This window comes from Candidatus Zixiibacteriota bacterium (assembly GCA_040752815.1).
Lineage (GTDB): Bacteria > Zixibacteria > MSB-5A5 > GN15 > FEB-12 > JAGGTI01.
On the sequence record JBFMGC010000054.1, the window covers coordinates 1 to 18,913 of the forward strand.

At 56.7% G+C, this 18,913-nt stretch carries 14 protein-coding genes; 13 read left to right on the forward strand and 1 reads right to left on the reverse strand.

The genetic code is table 11. From position 1 onward, the window contains the following. Positions 1–484: 484 nt before the first annotated feature. The 5 genes from AB1772_11340 (at position 485) to AB1772_11360 (ending at position 6,198) form a co-directional block, all read left to right on the forward strand. Positions 485–2,827 carry an error-prone DNA polymerase gene (locus tag AB1772_11340; GenBank protein ID MEW5796939.1) on the forward strand — a complete coding sequence of 781 codons (2,343 nt, stop codon included), beginning with the start codon at positions 485–487 and terminating at the stop codon, positions 2,825–2,827. A gap of 91 nt (positions 2,828–2,918) precedes the next feature. Then, positions 2,919–4,061 carry a hypothetical protein gene (locus tag AB1772_11345; GenBank protein MEW5796940.1) on the forward strand — a complete coding sequence of 381 codons (1,143 nt, stop codon included), beginning with the start codon at positions 2,919–2,921 and terminating at the stop codon, positions 4,059–4,061. A gap of 556 nt (positions 4,062–4,617) precedes the next feature. Continuing rightward, complete coding sequence (locus AB1772_11350; GenBank protein MEW5796941.1) at positions 4,618–4,938, forward strand: RNA-binding protein; 321 nt, start codon at positions 4,618–4,620, stop codon at positions 4,936–4,938. Positions 4,939–5,168: 230 nt separating this feature from the next. Continuing rightward, positions 5,169–5,633, forward strand: coding sequence for a DinB family protein (locus AB1772_11355; GenBank protein ID MEW5796942.1), 465 nt, complete (start codon positions 5,169–5,171; stop codon positions 5,631–5,633). Between the two features lie 157 nt (positions 5,634–5,790). Then, entirely contained in the window at positions 5,791–6,198 is a 408-nt protein-coding gene (locus tag AB1772_11360) for a hypothetical protein (protein MEW5796943.1), read from the forward strand. Positions 6,199–6,314: 116 nt separating this feature from the next. On the opposite strand, the gene AB1772_11365 is transcribed toward AB1772_11360, so the two are convergent. Further along, positions 6,315–7,067: a YebC/PmpR family DNA-binding transcriptional regulator gene (locus tag AB1772_11365; GenBank protein ID MEW5796944.1), complete on the reverse strand. Its 753-nt coding sequence runs from the start codon at positions 7,065–7,067 to the stop codon at positions 6,315–6,317. A 159-nt stretch (positions 7,068–7,226) separates the two neighbouring features. On the opposite strand from AB1772_11365, the gene AB1772_11370 reads away from it, so the two are divergent. The 8 genes from AB1772_11370 to AB1772_11405 all read left to right on the forward strand — a co-directional run bounded on the left by AB1772_11370 (position 7,227) and on the right by AB1772_11405 (position 18,641). Continuing rightward, positions 7,227–7,559, forward strand: a complete 333-nt coding sequence (locus AB1772_11370; GenBank protein MEW5796945.1) for an HIT family protein — start codon at positions 7,227–7,229, stop codon at positions 7,557–7,559. 222 nt (positions 7,560–7,781) lie between these two features. Then, positions 7,782–7,985: a 30S ribosomal protein S21 gene (rpsU, locus tag AB1772_11375; protein ID MEW5796946.1), complete on the forward strand. Its 204-nt coding sequence runs from the start codon at positions 7,782–7,784 to the stop codon at positions 7,983–7,985. A gap of 7 nt (positions 7,986–7,992) precedes the next feature. Then, positions 7,993–8,439, forward strand: a complete 447-nt coding sequence (locus tag AB1772_11380; protein MEW5796947.1) for a GatB/YqeY domain-containing protein — start codon at positions 7,993–7,995, stop codon at positions 8,437–8,439. 58 nt (positions 8,440–8,497) lie between these two features. Beyond that, a complete protein-coding gene (locus AB1772_11385) occupies positions 8,498–9,142 on the forward strand; it encodes a CvpA family protein (protein ID MEW5796948.1) in 645 nt (214 codons plus the stop codon). 83 nt (positions 9,143–9,225) lie between these two features. After that, positions 9,226–11,592 carry an endonuclease MutS2 gene (locus AB1772_11390; GenBank protein MEW5796949.1) on the forward strand — a complete coding sequence of 789 codons (2,367 nt, stop codon included), beginning with the start codon at positions 9,226–9,228 and terminating at the stop codon, positions 11,590–11,592. Next, positions 11,589–13,310: a DNA primase gene (gene dnaG / locus AB1772_11395; GenBank protein MEW5796950.1), complete on the forward strand. Its 1,722-nt coding sequence runs from the start codon at positions 11,589–11,591 to the stop codon at positions 13,308–13,310. Before AB1772_11390 ends, dnaG begins: the two co-directional genes overlap by 4 nt. Positions 13,311–13,313: 3 nt before the next feature. Next, positions 13,314–14,966, forward strand: coding sequence for a DNA repair protein RecN (gene recN / locus AB1772_11400; protein ID MEW5796951.1), 1,653 nt, complete (start codon positions 13,314–13,316; stop codon positions 14,964–14,966). A 423-nt stretch (positions 14,967–15,389) separates the two neighbouring features. After that, positions 15,390–18,641, forward strand: a complete 3,252-nt coding sequence (locus AB1772_11405; protein ID MEW5796952.1) for a lectin-like protein — start codon at positions 15,390–15,392, stop codon at positions 18,639–18,641. Positions 18,642–18,913: the final 272 nt, after the last annotated feature.

The following is an 18,913-nucleotide window of genomic DNA, read 5'->3' on the forward strand; positions in this document are numbered from 1 at the left end:
GGGTTCCGCAGTCCGCAGCCTTGCGGAGGACAAGAAACCCGACACCTCCATGCATGGCAAACCCCTGGGTATCAATCCCACCCTAAAGGGTGGGCCACCCGACACGCATGGCGTACCCCCAGGGGCCCCACCCCTTGGGGTGGGTGAAGATTCCGCGGTCACCCTTCGACAAGCTCAGTCTCGTAGGTCGGGTTCCGCAGTCCGCAGCCTTGCGGAGGACAAGAAACCCGACACCTCCATGCATGGCAAACCCCTGGGTATCAATCCCACCCTAAAGGGTGGGCCACCCGACACGCATGGCGTACCCCCGGGGGCCCCACCCCTTGGAGTGAGTGGAGACAGCACCCTTCAGCAGACTCAGGGTGACTTGTCCGTGCGTGGTGGACGTCCTCGTCCACCACGAATCAATCGAGATTTCGCTAACCCCACCCTAAATGGTGGGCCACCGGAGGTTATCGAAAGCACTCAGGGTGCCCCACCCCTTGTGGGTGGAGACTCCGAGGTAGTCACCCTTCGACAGGCTCAGGGTGACTTAGAGTACCCCACCCTAAGGGGTGGGCCATCCACCCGCGCGTTTCTTCGCCGGCTCACCTACCGCGGCGCGAAAGAGCGCTACGGCGAACTGACCAAAGAAGTGATCGATCAGCTCGAACACGAACTGCGCATTATCGGCCAGCTCGACCTCGCCGGCTACTTCCTGATTGTCTGGGATATCGCCCGCTTTTGCCGCGAACGCGGTATCCTCTGCCAGGGGCGCGGCTCGGCGGCCAACTCAGCGGTCTGCTACTGCCTCGGTATCACCGCGGTCGATCCGATCCGGCTGAAACTTTTGTTCGAACGCTTCCTCTCCGAAGAGCGGGCCGAGCCGCCCGATATCGATATCGATATCGCCCACCAGCGCCGCGAGGAGGCGATCCAGTACGTCTATGAAAAATACGGCCGCGACCACGCCGCCATGGTCTGCGAGATTATCAGCTATCGCGGCCGCTCGGCGGTGCGCGATGTCGGCAAGGCGCTGGGGTTCTCGCTTGACGAGGTCGATCAACTCGCCAAGCTGCACGACCATTTCTCACGCGGTGAGGAAACCAAGGAGCGGATTGTCGAGGCCGGGTTCAATCCCGATGACAAACGTGTCCGCCTCCTGGTCGAGCTGACCCGCCAGATCTATCGCTTCCCGCGCCATCTCGGTATCCATGTCGGCGGGATGATTATCACCAAACGGCCGCTCTCGGAAATTGTCCCGATCGAAAACGCCACCATGCCCGACCGCTCGGTCATTCAGTGGGACAAGGACGACACCGGCGCAATGCGCCTGGTCAAGATCGACCTGCTCGGACTCGGCATGCTCTCGCTGATCGATATCGCCTTCAAGCTGATCAAGGAACACCACGGGGTCGCGCTGGACATGGCGAAGATGGAATACGACGATCCCAAAGTGTACGCACTTCTGTCGTGCGCCGACACGGTCGGGGTCTTCCAGGTCGAATCGCGCGCCCAGATGGCCACGCTCCCGCGCCACAGGCCGGAGCGGTTCTACGATCTGGTAGTTGAGGTTGCGCTCATTCGTCCCGGCCCGATCCAGGGCGACATGGTCCACCCCTACCTGCGCCGCCGCAACGGCGAGGAAGAAGTCACCTACCCGCACCCGTCGCTCAGGTCGATTCTCGAACGCACGCTCGGCATTCCGCTGTTTCAGGAACAGGGAATGCAGGTCGCCATGGCCGCTGCCGGGTTCACGCCGACCCAGGCCGACGAACTCCGCCGCGCCATGGGCCACAAACGCTCGGCGGAAAAAATGGAAGCGCTCCGGCTGCGGCTGGTGCTCGGCATGGTCAAAAACGGGATCGACGAAGACGCCGCGCTGCGTATCTTCAAACAACTGGCCGCGTTCGCCGATTTCGGGTTCGCCGAATCGCACGCCGCGTCGTTCGCCCTGCTCGTGTATGTCTCGGCCTGGCTGAAAGTGTACTACCCGGCCGAATTTTACTGCGCGCTTCTCAACGCCGAGCCGCTCGGCTTCTATACACCCTCGACTATCATCTATGAGGCCCGCCATCGCGGGGTGCGAGTGCTCTCTGTCGACATCAAGAAAAGCTCCTGGGACTGTACCATCGAAAACGGTTGTGTGCGGCTTGGCTTTCGATATGTCAAGAGCTTAGGAGATAAAGCTAAAGAAAAACTTGAGATCGAACTTAGGCGCGGGCCGTTCCGCTCACCGTCTGATTTCGTCTTTCGCACCAAACTCGACCACAATCATCTGGAGCAGCTCGCCCTGGTTGGGGCGTTTCGCGGGTTCGGGCTAACCCGCCGCCAGGCGCTCTGGGAGATGCTCGCCCTGGCGCACGAATCGGGCGACCAGCTCGACCTCACCCCGCCCGAAACCGGCCGCGCGCTTTTGACCCCGATGCACGCCACCGAGGAAGTGGCCGCCGATTTCAAAGGGATGGAGCTTTCGACCGGGCCGCATCCGATCGAGTTTTTACGCGCATGGTTGCGACAGCGGCGCATTTTGTCGTCCGATGATCTCCGCCGCACGCGCGACAAGCAGACCGTGCAGGTGGCCGGGATGGTGATCATCAGGCAGCGGCCGATGACCGCCAAGGGGTTCATGTTTCTGACGCTGGAGGATGAGACCGGATTTGCGAACATTGTCGTGAAGCCGCACTATGTGCAGACCTGTCGCAAGGCGATTATTTACAGTAAGGGGCTGATCGTGAAGGGGCAGGTGGAGCACTCGCACGGGGTGATCAACGTGATCGGCCGCGAGTTCACGCCGCTTCGCATCAGCGACGCGGACATACAGGTGAGGGCGAGGGATTTTAGGTAGGGCAAACGCCTCATACTGTATAGTGAATGTGATTGACAAGATACACCCTCCCGACATTGCTTATCGACGCCTGAATAGAGAGACTGACACAATGAAGTTAATCAAAACGCCGCGACGGCTTGTAAAATCGCGCACCTCCCGCATGTCCATGTACGAATATTGCTGCAGTTCTTCCGACGACTCCCATCAGGCTTACCGCAATTTCTGGGAAGACTCCTTCTCAAAATACCCAGATACGGAAAAGGAACGCTTTAAAAGAGATTTCCAGTCGAGGCAAGACAAAACTCACATCGCGGCGTGTTTCGAGCTGTTTCTGCACGAATTCTTTAACAGACTCAGTTTGGATGTTGAAGTCCACCCAAACAGGCCAGACTTTGGAAATGACAAGCCAGACTTCTTAATCACGACTTCGGCCAGAGATCAAACTCTGATTGAAGCATCGTGCGCCTTCCCCGGAACGGAGATGTACAGGAGGAGGCGACAGAAGTCCGAGATCGTAAAGCTTATAAATGATAATGTGAAATCGGACACTGTAAGAGTCAGTGTATCCTTCCAAGGCCTCCTAAGCTCAGAACCGAGCCGCAAAGAGATCATTGAACCCATTTCGAAGATTGTGCGCCAATGGGAACTCCAACTGGTTGCCGATCTACCCTCCCAATTGGAAGTCATTTCACTGTCGATCAGGGGATTAGAACTGGAGCTAACGCCTCGATTGAATACTCAAACCTGCTCAGCCGGACTCGTGACAGGTTTCGGAGACCGAATTGGTCACAGGAGTGCCACACAGGAGGCGATTAGGTCCAAACTCGACGCCAAGAAGAAGACCAGTTACGCAACTTCGGGAATGCCATACATAATCAGCTTGAACGTAGTTGAGCCTGCACCGCTAATGGATGAAGAGATTGTGGCTGCATTGTTCGGGCCTGAGAAGATCCGCTTTTCTCACGTTGATGGCGTTATACGGTCAGCAGAGTTTGTTAGACATTACGAAGGTTTCTGGCAAGAAAATGGACGGCCACGAAACACACGAGTCCACGCGGTACTACTCTTCCATAACCTCGGCAGTCTCGACTTCCTTGAGACAAGTCCTCGGATGTTCTTATCTCCAACAGCTCCGGTTAGTTCATTACTTGCTGATGTGCCATTCTTCAAGAAATACATCTGGAACCCTGACAATGATGGTTACAAGATAGTCGAGGCCACTCCGTACAGTAGCTTCCTTGGCTTCGAGTGATCACATCGGGTGCCTAGCCCTCTGGGTGCCCCACCATTCAAGGTGGGTTGCTTCAAGCGCTCTCCCAAACCGAAAAGTAGTCCCTACTCCCACCCGCAAACCCGCCTGGTGCCCCACCCCTTGGGGTGGGATTAGTTTGAGAGACGACGAGAGTTAAACGGCTTGGTGATCCTGTCCGGTGTCCGTCACTTCGCCCCAGAGTCTTTACCCACCGCAAGCGGTGGGGCACCAGAGCATTCCCTCATCCCCCCTCTTAACCCCCAAACCCGCGCTGCGAAGCCGCTTACACGTTGCCCGCCCCATTCTATGCGGGCCGAAAAATAATCCGCAAATGTCGATAATATGTATTGACTTTTCCAAATTCGACCGATATACTGAATAGTTAGAATTGGTTTCCCTGGTTCCCTTAGTCTAGACTTTGTCACATCACGCAAATCTGAATAAGCCCAATCTCGGAACCGCAGCGCAATATTGCGCCAAAACAGGTTTATCGCGATGATCGCGAATCCTTCGGGACGAGATGTCAGGCACCGATAAACGGATTTCGGAGTGTAGAATGAACATCTACGTAGGCAACCTGTCGTTTGAGACGACAGAAGATCAGTTACGCCAGGTCTTTGGGACCTTCGGCGAAGTCGTCAGCGCCAGCATCATTGCTGACAAGTTCAGCGGCGAATCACGAGGCTTCGGCTTCGTCGAGATGGCCGGCAAGACTGAAGCCGCAGCGGCTATCAGCGGACTGAACGGTCAGGAACTGAACGGTCGTGCGCTGAACGTTAACGAAGCGCGCCCCAAGACTGATGGCGGAGGTAATCGTGGCGGCGGCTACGGCGGTGGGAACCGCGGCGGCAACGGCCGCAGCAGCAACCGCTACTAAAGAGTAGTGACAATGATCTGGGCAGACGAGAACTCCCGATCAAGTCGGGGGCAGGCTCTGCCGCCGATCAAACGTCAAGACATGAAAGACCGGGTTTCGACCCGGTCTTTTTTTGTCTGCAAACCTAGCCGGCTTGCGTGGACATTGGCGCTACGAAATCCAAATGTGATTGACACGCCGGCCTGGTAGCAGCGATTCTATTGTTTGAACCATTTGATGGAGACAGAGCTATGTCAGAAGTTCAGAGGATCCAAGTTCAGTTGCGGCGCTCGATTGAAGGAGGTGCCTGGCATGGACCAAGCCTGAACGACGTATTGAAAGGAATCACCCCGATCCAGGCAGTTTCGCGTCCGATTCCGGAAGTGCACAGCGTTTGGGAAATTCTGCTGCACACTATAGTTTGGATTGATGTCATTCGAGCGCGCTTAGGAGGAAAACCGGTCCGTGACTTGCCTCAAGCGAAAGATTGGCCGCCGCAGCCGTCCAAGCCTTCCGCCAAAGCCTGGAAGGCAGCCCAGAGCAAACTGGCCAAGGCCTACAAGGCCCTGTCCGCCGACATCGGGACATTAAACGATGACTGTCTCGACCGACCAATTCTCAAAGGCTTTTCGACAACCTATAAAAGCCTGCACGGTGTCGTTGAGCACATTCTGTACCACGCCGGTCAGATTGCAATCCTGAAGAAATCCTTTTAGGCCACCGGCCGCTGCTGCAACCGCGGCGCAACGAGCGAGATCCCTGCCGGCCAAAATCTGTTCAGAAAAGGTACCAACTTTCGGCCGCCTTTAGTGGTTATTATGGGTTCATGATGGCGATAATAATTCAAAAACCCAAAAGGCAGGAATCGACGACATGAAATCAGCCACGCTCTCGATGATCATCGCCGCTGTTACCGCTGCCGCGCTTATTATTACCGGCTGCAGTGACAAGAAAAACCCGATCTCCGCTTTCCAGCCTGAGGTAATCAACAACGCCGACGCGTTCCAGTTTCAGATCACCAACGCCCGCAACGTAAGCACCACAGTCAACTACTCCTGGGTCAATTCGGGTACCAGAGCCACAGTTAACCATTCAACTTCGCGTACACAGGGTAGCGCGACCGTGACCTTGTTCGACGCCAACAACCAGCAGGTCTACACTCAGGGGCTGCTGGCCAGCGGCACCGAACAAAGCTCGGTCGGCGTGGCCGGTACTTGGAGAATTAGGATTGTGTTTACTGACTTTGATGGTACCGCGAATTTCCGAGTCGAAAAACTGTAATAGGTCCCCTGCCATTGCGTGTACTTGTTGATGCCTATTGAGTGCCACGACAAAGGTCGCCCTGGATCGAAAGGGCGACCTTCTGTCTAGTCGCGCTGTACGTTGGTGTCGGCTGCTTATCCCGCCAGCTTCTCCATCAGCGTCTGATCGATGTCGAAATTCGAGTAAACTTTTTGGATATCGTCGATCTCTTCCAATAAATCGAGCATCTTGAGCATCGAGCCGGCATCGCTCTCTTTGGTCAGCTTGGTAGTGTTCTGAGGGACCATCGTCACCTCGGCCGAGGCGAGCTTTATCCCTTTCTTCTCGATCGCCTGGCGCACGTCGTCAAGCACGCTCGGGTCCATGACAATCTCATACGCGCCGGTATCGCTTTTCATGTCGTCCGCGCCGGCCTCGAGAGCGACTTCCATCAGCGTATCCTCATTGGCCGCGTCGAGATCGACCGTGATCACGCCCCGCTTGTGGAACATCCAGGCGACACATCCGTTGGCGCCCAGGTTGCCGCCGTACTTGGTGAGCACGTGACGGATTTCTGAGACAATCCGATTCTTGTTGTCGGTGAGAACTTCGAGGTAGAGCGCCACTCCGCCCGGGCCGTAACCCTCGTAGGTGACCGCCTCATACGAGACGCCCGGAAGCTGGCCGGTCCCCTTGAGGATGGCGCGCTTGATATTGTCGGCCGGCATGTTGTCGGCCTTGGCGGCGGCGATAGCGGTGCGTAGACGCGGGTTGCCGTCGGGGTCTCCCCCGCCCTCGCGGGCGGCGACAGTCAGTTCCTTGATAAGACGGGTGAACTTCTTGCCGCGCTCCGCGTCCAACTTGCCTTTTTTGCGTTTAATCGTGGCCCATTTTGAGTGACCTGACATGACCTCTTGCCTCCAATCACCAGAACAATCCGTTTTTCCGTTACCAGCATCGCCTGCGACGCGATCTAAAATCTAACTAATCCCCGTCCGCTTGGCAAGGACCGCCGCAGACTCTATTTGAGGATTGGTAAGCAGCCTGCCGGCTCGTATATTCGGCCAATGGCATCGGTCTTCACCCGCATAATCCGCCGCGAAATCCCGGCGAAGATCTTCTACGAAACCGACAAAGTGATCGTCATCGCCGACCACCGTCCCAAAGCCCCCGTCCACCTGCTGATTATCTCCAAAGACGAGTACTCCAACTTCCAGAATACGCCCCCGGAGGTCCTGGCCACATGTTTCGAGACCGCCAAGATCGTGGCCGAAAGGCTTGGCATTCCAGGGCATTACCAGCTGGCGATCAACAATGGTCTGGGGCAGGAAATCGACCATTTCCACATTCATTTCATGTCGAACCGGGGGTCGGACCGACTGGTGTACCTTAAGAAGTAGTGCCGTGAGAAGCCCAATGCGGTTGGGTCCCGACCTGATGGTTCACACGCACATTCGTTGTAGACCAGGTCGTCGACCGACGATAGACTTGCGGTTTCAATTAAACCCCATTGCGCTATTGACAGAACTCCTTAGGGCCGATATATTTAACGTTTGGGCGGGCGTCTGTCGACCGGACCCTGCCCCGGAACCTTTAACTTCCGTCTGAGGAGGTGACAGTATTTGGCAGGAGTCAGAGTTCGTGACGACGAATCTTTCGAGAGAGCGCTTCGTCGTTTCAACAAATTCTGCGAAAAGTCTGGAATTCTTTCGGATTACAAGAAGCATCAGCATTTTGAAAAGCCGTCAGAAAGCCGCAAGCGCAAGATGGCGGCTGCCCGGCGCAAGAGTCGCCGCGCCAGATTTTTGGAAAACAGAAGACCGTAACGCTCGCATGACGCTATTCGAGCAAATTGATAAAGACATGATCAAGGCCCTCAAGGGCGGCGACAAAGATCGTCTGACCGTCCTTCGGGGCCTTAAGTCTGACCTCAAGTATCGCCGTATCGAAGTCGGCCAGGATTTGACCGCCGAGCAGGAGATAGAGGTCCTCGCCTCAGCCGCCAAAAAGCGGCGGGATTCAATCGAGCAGTTCCGGGCGGGCAACCGCGACGATCTCGTTCAAAAAGAGACCTTCGAACTTGAGGTGATCACGGGCTATCTTCCCAAGCAATTGTCCGAAGAAGAGTTACGCCAGATGGCTCAGGCCGCTATTGCCGAGACCGGGGCCGATTCCCCCAAGCATATGGGGGTCGTTATGAAAGTTCTGATGCCCCGAGTCAAGGGGCAGGCCGACGGCAAGCTGGTCAATAAGATCATCTCGGAATTGCTTGCCAAATAATCAAAAAACCGTCTATACTCGGCCCGGATGTAGTATAACCCACACAGGGAGAAGTGGTATGAACTGGGTTGACGCCGTTTTAGCCGTACTGTTGTTGGCCGCCGTGATTGTCGGCTCCAAAAAGGGTCTGGTCCGAGAACTGAGCGCGTTTGTCGTCTTTTTCGCTGCGATTATCCTAACCGTCACCTACATAGATCGGCTCGTGATCTATATCTACGACAGCCTCGGAACTTCGGTACTGGTTTCAGCTTTCCTGTCGTTTATCCTACTGTTGGCCGCCTCTTACGGACTATTCAAGGGGTTGGGCTATCTGTTTTACAAAGTCGCCGACATCAAGACAGTCAAAAAACGTGATCAGATGGGGGGCGCCCTGGTCGGGTTTCTTCGGGGTTGGGCCGCAATCGGCATTTTGACCTTTCTCATGTTCCTCCTCCCCATGCCGGAGCGTTTCTATACCGACTTTGAGGCATCGTTTTTCGGGCCGACGGTCGCCAAGACCGTACCACTCATTTTTGAATCGACTTCGGTGCTCCATCCCAACAAACCCAACTTCATGCAGCAGATTGAAAACACCCTGGTCGTAACCCCGGCCCAGAAGAGTACGCGCGGCGAGAGTCTTTCCGAGGAGCGGGCCGATGTCTATCGGGTCATGTACCAACTTGACCGATTCTTCAATCTCAACGATGAGCGCGAGGGGAGCTAATTCGATTTGGGATTACGGTTATCGGGCATATATTACAGCCGGCCGGATGGCCGGCTTTTTCTTTGTGAAGGTCTGCAGACCAGATGATTAGCCAGCACACAGCGGAGATTCTCGAATTCCCGAAAATCCTCTCCCTCATAGCGGAGAAGTGCCTTACGGCCTATGGCCCGCCGGAGGTGAAGCGATTTGGCCCCATGTTTGACCTGTCGGCTATCGAGACTCGTCTCGATGAAACCAACCAGCTCAAGGACATTTACAATTTCGGCCGCTCGTTTCCGCTAAGTCAACTCGACGATTGCCGCGATATCATCGGCAAATCACAGGTGGCGGGCGCGTTTCTCGATCCCGAGGAGATTATCAAAGTGCTCGGACTGGTTGAGGTCTCGATCGCATTACATGAATACGATCCGGAGAACCGAGCCAACTTCCCGGCGGTGGTTCCCTACCTCAAGAGCATCCGCTCGTTTCCCGAACTGAAGAAAGAGATAAACCGCATTGTGGATGTCGACGGCCAGGTGAAGGACTCGGCTTCGACCCAGTTGCGGCGAATCCGCGGCAGTCTTTTCGATTCCAAGCGGCGGATTGTCAGTCAGTTGGAGACGATTCTCTCCACGGCGCAAAAGCAGGTCGGCTGGCAGGATGATGTCATCACCCAGCGCAACGGACGGTATGTCATCCCGGTGCTGTCAGGACAATACCGGGCCGACCAGGGCATCCTGCACGACCGCAGCCAATCGGGAGCGACATTGTATGTCGAACCACGTGAGACAGTCGAACTCAATAATCGCATTCACCTCCTGATGCAGGAAGAACGCGCCGAGGTTGTGCGCATCCTCACGGCGCTGACCGGGGAAATCGGCCAGCGCGCCGAGGCGCTTATGGAAAACACGCGGCTTATTGGACAATTGGACGCTCGCTACGCCGCCGCCAAGTTCGCCAGTGAGACCAAGGGTAATCGGCCGAAAATCCACGATCTACCCGAATTCGACATTCAAGAGGCGCGCCACCCGCTGCTAGTTCGGAAATTCGGCGGAATCGACAAAGTCGTGCCGCTTTCGGCGAGTTTGAATGGCAGTCGCCAGGCGCTTTTGATCACCGGTCCCAACACGGGCGGAAAAACTGTCGCGCTTAAAACTCTTGGACTGACCACGCTGATGGTGCAGTCCGGCTTGCTAGTGCCGGCGAGCGAATCCAGTTGCTATGGAATCTTTCGCCAGGTTTTTGCTGATATCGGCGATGAACAGTCGATCGAGCTGTCGCTCTCGACATTCTCGTCACACATACGTAATATCTCGGAAGCAGTGGCTAAGGTATCCGATGACTCCCTCGCTCTGCTCGATGAGATCGGCGCGGGAACCGACCCGAAAGAAGGAGCCGCCCTGGCTGAGGCGATCATCCTGTTCATGGTCGACAAGGGAACCAAGTTGGTAGCATCGACTCATTATTCTCAGCTAAAGACGCTTGCCCTCGATCACCCTGAGATCGAGAACGCCTCACTCGAATTCGATCGTACCACGCTTGCTCCTACTTACCGCCTGCAAATGGGGCTGCCGGGCTCGTCATACGCAGTCGAAATCGCCGGCCGACTCGGCATTCCCCGCTCGATCTGTAAGCATGCCGCGCAACTGGTCGGAAGCGGAGAAAGATCGCTGAGCGAGTTGATTGCGTCGCTCGAAAAGGAACTGGCGCAAATCCGCGAGGATCGCAACACTCTTGCGGAGCGCTTGGCCCGCGCCGAAGAACTGGAGCGGTTTTACCGCAGCCAGACCGAGAAGTTCAACCGCGAGGTCGAACAACGCAAGAGAGAGGCGCTGACCGAAACCGACAACTTACTGGAAACTACCCGCGCCGAGTTGGAGAGACTCGTGGCCGATATCCGCAAAAGCCAGGCGGGCAGCAGCGAAGTCAAAACGGCCCACAAGTTCATCCGCGAAACCAAAGACACAGCCGAACGGGTGCGGCATCGCACCGGCAAGCCGGCCGAGACGAAGATCCGGCTGGACGAGTTCAAAGCGAACGACCGGGTGCGAATAGTCACGCTGAACAAAGAAGGCGATATCACGGAAATAATCGGCGAGGATCGCGCCCGCGTGCAAGTCGGAGGCGTAAGCACCGTGGTGAAGATACGCGATCTGGAGAAGTTGGACGCCAAACCCGGCACAAAAACATTTCGCCAGATAGCCAAAACGCCACCCACCGGCGATATCAGCCGCGAGATTCACCTTCGCGGCATGACTGTCGACGAGGCCACGGAAGCGCTGGACCGCTTTCTCGATCAAGCCGTACTGGCCGGACTGCCGCAGATATATGTCGTACACGGCAAGGGCACAGGCACGCTTCGACGCGCCCTCACCGAATACCTGAAGAACCACCCCGAAGTCGAATCGCTCACCCTCGGCAATTGGAATGAAGGCGGCGCCGGGGTTACCGTAGTCAAGCTGAAGTCATGATACCGCAGGAAACAATTGAGCAGGTTCGCGAGGCGACCGATATCGTCCAGATTGTCGGAGAGTATGTCCGCCTGAAGAAGAAAGGGCGCGACATGTGGGCCTGCTGCCCCTTTCATCAGGAAAAGACGCCGTCGTTTAAGGTTTCATCGGATCGCCAGTTATTCTACTGCTTCGGCTGCGGAAAGGGGGGGAATGTCATCACGTTCCTGATGGAACACGAGGGGATGTCGTTCGCCGACGCCATCCGCTACCTCGCCGGAAGGGGAAATATACTTATACGCGAGACCCGCGCCGATCAGCGCCCGGATGAAATCGAGCACCTGAATTACGCTCATGAACTCGCCGTCGAGTTTTACCACAAGCAGCTCTTTGAAAAGCGCTACTCTGTTGTGCTCGATGACTATCTGAGAGACAAGAGAGGGATTAGCGACCAGTCCATCGAGGCTTTTCGGCTAGGCCTGGCCGGAGAGAATTGGGACGCCTACCTCAGGTTTGCCGGTTCCAAGGGCCTGAAGCCGGACGAACTGGTCAAGGCGGGCCTGGTATTGAAATCCGAGCAAAAAGGGACATATTTCGATCGTTTTCGCCAGCGGCTGATGATACCCATCTTCAACCTGAGCAACAAACCGATTGCGTTCGGCGGCCGGACGCTCAAAAAGGGCGAACCCGCCAAGTACATGAATTCGCCCGAGACGCCGCTGTACAACAAAAGCCGGGTGCTCTACGGTCTGAATTTCTCCAAAGAGTCGATTCGGTCGCTGGAGTATGTCTTTGTTGTCGAGGGGTACTTTGATTTCATTTCCCTCTACCAGCTTGGGATTACCAACGTGGTGGCCTCGTCCGGAACTTCGTTCACCCCGCAGCAGGCGCGCCTTCTCGCCCGGTTTGCGCAAGATGTATATCTGTTCTTTGATGCCGACTCGGCCGGGCGCTCGGCGGCACTCCGGTCAGTAGATTCGCTCTACGATGCCGGCCTCGAGGTACGAGTTATCTCGGCCCCGCAAGGCGAGGACCCGGACTCATTAGCCCGTATACAGGGGATCGGGAAGATCGAAGAACTGCGTGCGGCGGCGCTGCCGTTTATAGACTACCGCGTCAAGCAGGCGGACCTTTCTGAGGCGGGAATTATAGAGCGTGAGAAGCTGGTCAAGGAACTGGCGGCCTTGGCCGGGCGAATCGCCGATCCCACCCGCCGTGAGCTGTTTCAGCAGGAGTCAGCTCAGAAGTTAGGCGTTAACCAATCCGTATTCCAGATGACCATGACGGCCCCGCCTACAACATCGGACTCCCGTTTGGCGGCCCAGGCGAGATTCCACACCCATGAATTCGAACTGCTATCTTTGTTGTTGGAAAAACCGGGCGTTATCGATTTTGTTTTCCAGGCCGTGGCTCCGGAGGACTTCGATTCCCGCCTGCTGGGGCGTCTGTACGCGGCACTCGAAACTCAGTACAATCAGCATGGCGATTTCGATGTCCATCGTCTAATTGACAATATGCCGGATGAGCAGGTCGGCGCGACCGTGGCCGACCTGGCGTCGAGGGAATGGCCGGCCGATCAGATCGATGCCCAGACCAAGCTGGTGGTACAGGAGTTCATTAGACGCCGCCAGGCCGAGGTCAGGAAGCGGCTCAAGGACGCTCTCCGTCGAGCCGAGGCCGCGGGGGATCAGCAAAAGGCAAACGACCTTCTTGCCGAAATGAAACAGTACGGACTTTGATTTATGCTGCAACGCCTCAAAATCACCAATTTTGCTCTTATCGACGATATCGAGCTTTTCTTTGACCGCGGCATGTCGGTACTGACCGGAGAAACCGGCGCGGGCAAGTCGGTTATCGTGACCGCCCTGTCATTGGCGCTCGGCGACCGTGCCGACCGCGAACAGATACGCCACGGCTGCAGCCGGGCAGTGGTCGAGGCGACCTTTTCGGTGGAACGCATGAGCCCCCAGTACCGAGCAGAATTCACTGAAATCATCGTCGATAACACTTTCACGGTGAGCCGAGAGATTCTCAAGGACGGCAGCTCCAAGGTCAGAGTGAACGGAAGCGTGGTCACGCTGGCTCGCCTCAACGAACTAACCTCCCCCCTCGCCGAAATTATGGGCCAGCACTCGAGCCGATTGCTTCTGGACGAGGAGAATCATCTCTTGTTTCTCGATAGCTTCGCCGGGGTTGAGGACCTTCGCGACGAGGTCTCCGGTCTCTTCACTCAATGGGATGAAGTGCGCAGCGAGCTTCGCCGGACGCGGAGCCATCGCGATGAAATCGAGCGCGAGCGGGAATTGCTGCTCTTCCAGAAGCAAGAAATCGAAGCGGCCAGAATACGCGCCGGCGAGGAGGCGGAGCTCGATCAGGAGCGGCGCATCCTAGATTCGTCGCGAGCGCTGATGGAGTCGGCGGCGCGGGTCGAGGCAATGCTGGGCGGCGAGGAGCAAAGTATCCTTGAAATGCTGCGGGCGACTCAGAAGGAACTCGGCAGGATGGCCGAGATCGATGCCCATCTCGAGAGTCAACTCAAGCAGCTCGACAGTATCCAGTACGAGCTCGACGACCTTCGGAATTCTATGGAGAAGTACGGGGCGTCGATTCCCGATGATCCGGCCCGCCTGGATGAAATCAACGCCCGGCTCGACGAAATCTATCGCTTGAAGCGAAAATACGGCGGCTCGGAAGAAACCGTGCTCAAGACGTATGAAGAAATCGTAGGCAAGCTGATGTCCCGTCCGGACACGGCCGACTTGATCTCGAAACTAGAGCGACACGAAGAGGTCTGCCGGGAGCGCTACACCGCCAAGGCGCTCCAACTCTCCGAGGTCAGGCGCAAGGCGGCGAAGTATCTCCAGCGGCTGGTGGTCAAAGAGATGGCGGAGCTGGCTATCGATCACGCGCAGTTCGACTCGGAGTTTCTCTATGAAGAGCAGGATGACGGAATCGAGATCAGGGGTCAGCGGGTTAAACCTGGTCACAACGGTCTCGAATCGTGCCACTTTCTGTTCTCCGCCAATCCCGGTGAGCCGCTCAAGTCGCTGGTGAAGACCGCCTCGGGCGGTGAGATCTCGCGCCTGCTTCTGGCCATCAAAGCTGCCGAAAAACGGAACAACCGTCGCTCCCATTCGCTGCTCGTATTCGACGAGGTCGACACCGGTATCGGCGGGCAGACCGCGGTGGCGGTCGGTGCCAAGCTGAAGAAGCTGTCGGAGGCCAGCCAGGTCATTGTGATCACCCACTTGCACCAGATCGCCCGCCAGGCCGACAATCATTATCTCGCGGTGAAAACCGGTGGTCGAGCCAAGCGGGTGACGATCACGGTAAATCGTCTCGACCGCGACGGGATTGCGGTTGAGCTGGATCGCATGGTCGCCCTTCCGGATTAGTCTGGTAGTCCTCGGTCTTGACGCCTCACTCCAAAACTCCAAACTAGGTGTTCGGCAGATTCCCCTCGCGATACGTGCCCGGCAGATGCCCACATCTGCCGACTCGTAAGACAACCTGTGCTGTCCATGTGCCCGGCCCGCCACGGCGGGTCCTTGTCTGCCTGTGTACTGAGGAAGTATCCGGATGGGGCAGACCGGGAGGTCTGCGGCCCACGCTCATATTGCTGCGGCAGGTCTCTGTCCGACCCCACTTCCATCAGGTCCAGACAAGGACCTCCCGAAACATGTTCCAGCCTGTTGTCTCTTGCTCCTGCCGCCTGTGTATCGCTCTGCGTACGTCCGGTTTTGTTCTTGACAAAATCGTCGTTGTTTCGTTTAGTATTGAGTAGCGGAATGACAAACTTCTTCTGCAGGAGGACAAATATGTTCAACCAAAGGCCTGCAGGACCTGCCACCAAGAGTAAGAATCGACGCTCGTTTCTTGCTATTGCCGGGGTGATGGCCTGCCTGCTGCTGGGTGTGAAACCGGGGCATGCCCAGGTCATCGAGCACCCGATCACCGGCCACAAGTACGAGTACGTCCGCCTTCGCGGATTCATCACCTGGCCACAGGCCAATTTGGAGGCCGTGGCACGTGGCGGCTACCTAGCAACTGTAACCGACACGATTGAGGCCAGGATTGTGAGTGCACTCCTGGCCCATCCCGGGGAGAAGGTCTTTCTGGGAGCCACCGATCATAACGACTCTTGTACGTGGCAGTGGCTCACCGGCGAGCCGTGGATCTTTGAAAACTGGGCTCCGGGCAAACCGAGCGGAGAGGAACCTTGTGTCAACAGCCTCAGAACCTCGTACGAACGGGGCGGGCAATGGGAAGCTGATGTTGGTCCGCTCGACGGATTCATCGTGGAGTGGAATGCCGAACCGACTGACACTCTGTTGCATCTCGTGCAGTGGCCGGCCTCCGAAGGCGGCAATGGACACTGGTATGCCTACCTGCCCAATCCAATGCCGTGGGATCAAGCACGACTCGCGGCCGGCCAGTTTGAGATGAACGGAGTCCCCGGCCACTTGGCCAGCATAACGAGTCAGCAGGAGAACGACTTTGTCTTCTGGTCCATAATCATGAACGGCTCAAACGGCTGGGAAGGGCATTTAGGTCACCATTGGCTCGGCGGATACAATGACACGATCTGGACGTGGGTAACTGGAGAGCCGATGGTCTATACGAACTGGGCGGTCAACGAACCAAGTGATTCTGGTGCTAATCCGGTTGTCGCAATGGTCGGCCCGCCCTGGTTAGAATGTGCGATATGTCCCCAACCGAGCGAATGGGTGGCGCACGAACGTAACACCGCCCTGGGGTCGATTGTCGAATTCGACACTCAACCTGTCGAACCCAGAACGCTGTTTGTACCTGAGGAATATCCCACCATCCAATCGGCTATCGACGCCGCTACGCACGGCGATCGCGTATTAGTCGGACCAGGGACGTATGTCGAATCAATCAACTTCCTCGGCAAGAATATCACGGTCCGCGGAGCCGACGGCCCGCTGACAACTACAATCACAAACGAGCGCACAGTCGACTTGGTGACATTCAATCATGGCGAAACACGCGGCGCGGTTCTCGAGGGTTTCACTCTCAGGGGCGGATGGATCGCTGTACTCTGTGTGAACTCAGCGCCGACGATCAGACGCAATGTCTGTGTCGACCAGAACGTCACCAACTGGGCGGCAATCTGCCTTAGCGGGCCGATCGACTCATTGGTCGATCCGAACGGTGACCCCCGCTACCACCCGACTTTCGGCGACGCCCCGGCGTTGCTGCTGAATAATACTATAGTCAGCAGCGCCAATGGCGGGGTGTCATCGTTCTCGGTAGCGCCGCCGACGGCCAAGAACAATATTATCGCCTTCAATGGCCACTATGGTTTCCACCATCAGGGCGGCTTTGCCCTGGCACAACCTGATTTGAGCTACAACGATGTCTTTGGGAACCCGGACGCCGATTACTACAATATCGTTGACCCCGGCCCGGGGTCATTCAGCCTCGACCCGACGTTCAACGCCGAGTACACCCTGGGCGCCGGGTCGCCGTGTATCGACGCCGGCGATCCTAACCCTCGCTTCAACGACCCGGACGGCACGCGAAATGACATGGGCGCGATGCCGTTCATAGGCGGCCAGGGTGGCGTGATCCCCACTAACGAGTGGGTAGTAGCGTACTGCCATGGGTTCAATCCGCCCATAATCACCGATCCGGGAAGTGTCTCGATACTACAGGCTTTCGACCCGACCGGTGTTCTCTGCGGGCAGACATTGGTGTGGCTCGACGGCGGCTTCCTGATGCCGGTCTACCGCGACGATCCGTATACTAATGTCGACGAAGGTTGCGTGCCGGGAGACCTGATTCAGTTCAAGATTAACGGCGAATCGGCTCAACCATCGCCGCCCGTTTTCTGGACTGCCAACGGAGACGTATTCGAAGTATGTAATCTCGGTGTGTCTCACTGTGTCAACATCCCGCTCCACGAGGGCTGGAATCTCGTGAGCTGGAATGTGGCGTTTGAGAGTGAGATACGATTGGCGCTCGACGAGATTATCGGATGTGTCGAAGTCGTGCACTCGTACGAGCAGGGCGGGCTGGTGTTCGACCCTAATCTCGATTTATTCAACACCCTCACCCATGTCGATTATCACCACGGTTACTGGATCAGGATGCGTTGCGATGCCATGCTTCAAGTGTGCGGCGACCAAATCCCATTCGCCGAGTTCATTGCTCTGGAACCCGGATGGAACCTGGTTTCGTACTGGCCGGAATGGCCGCTGCCGGTCGAGACCGGGTTTTACTCCATCATGGAGCAACTACAGGAGGCGATGGGGTTTGACAACGGCGCCCAAATCTGGCTGCCCGATCTCTGGCAATTCAACACTCTGACGGAACTGCGTCCCACTTTCGGCTACTGGGCCAAGGTGAGCGAGCCGGCCGCGCTGTCTTATCCGCGCTGGTTTGAGCCGTGGGATACGATCTGGTGGCCGCCAGATTCGGGTTACACTGAAACTCCGCCACTCTCAGAGACCTCGCGGAGTTGGATGTCGGTCTATGGCGATTACATCACCGTTGACGTCCGTCCGGTTGAGAACGGCGCCATGATCTCTTTCAGGACCGGCGATAACATCACCTGTGGTCGTGGGGTCTACCAGGACAACACGCTTCGCATGACACCGGTGTACGGTTTGGACGGATCAGGTGATGTGTCGAAACTCTACCCCAAAGAAGGCGACCGAATCGCGGTGTATGTGGACGACACGCGTGTTTATCCCGATTTGATATGGGTAGGCAGTGGCGAGCGTGTGAGGCTGAGCCGCCTGACCGAGGACCCGGCCGGTCTGCCTCAGACATACACGCTGGACCAAAACTATCCGAATCCGTTCAACCCCGGCACCACGATCGCGTTTGAAGTTGCTGCGGATGTCCGCGTAAACCTGTCGATCTACAACGTGCTGGGCCAGAAAGTGCGGACGCTGACTGATCAGCATTATTTGATCGGCCGCTACGCACTCGATTGGAACGGCAAGGACGACAACGGCATCCAGGTATCGACTGGCGTGTATTTCTACCGCCTGACCGCCGGTGAAACGGTGTTGACAAAGAAGATGATGCTGCTGAAGTAATAAACGTGCCCGGCAGACGTCCTCGTCTGCCGGGTTGGAACAGAGATCATGTAGGTCGAAACCCCTGCGGTTTCGACAAGCGCAGCGTGCCCGGCAGATATCCTCATGACGTGCCCGGCAGACGTCCTCGTCTGCCGGGTTAAAACTAGTGCCATTCCAACTAATATCTCCTAAATAGTTTTAGTGGGGCATTGGGGCGGGCGTGTTTTCTATTCCGCCAGGTCAGATAGCGATAGATGCGCCGGCGTCTGGTCGGGTAGTCTCGATCATCG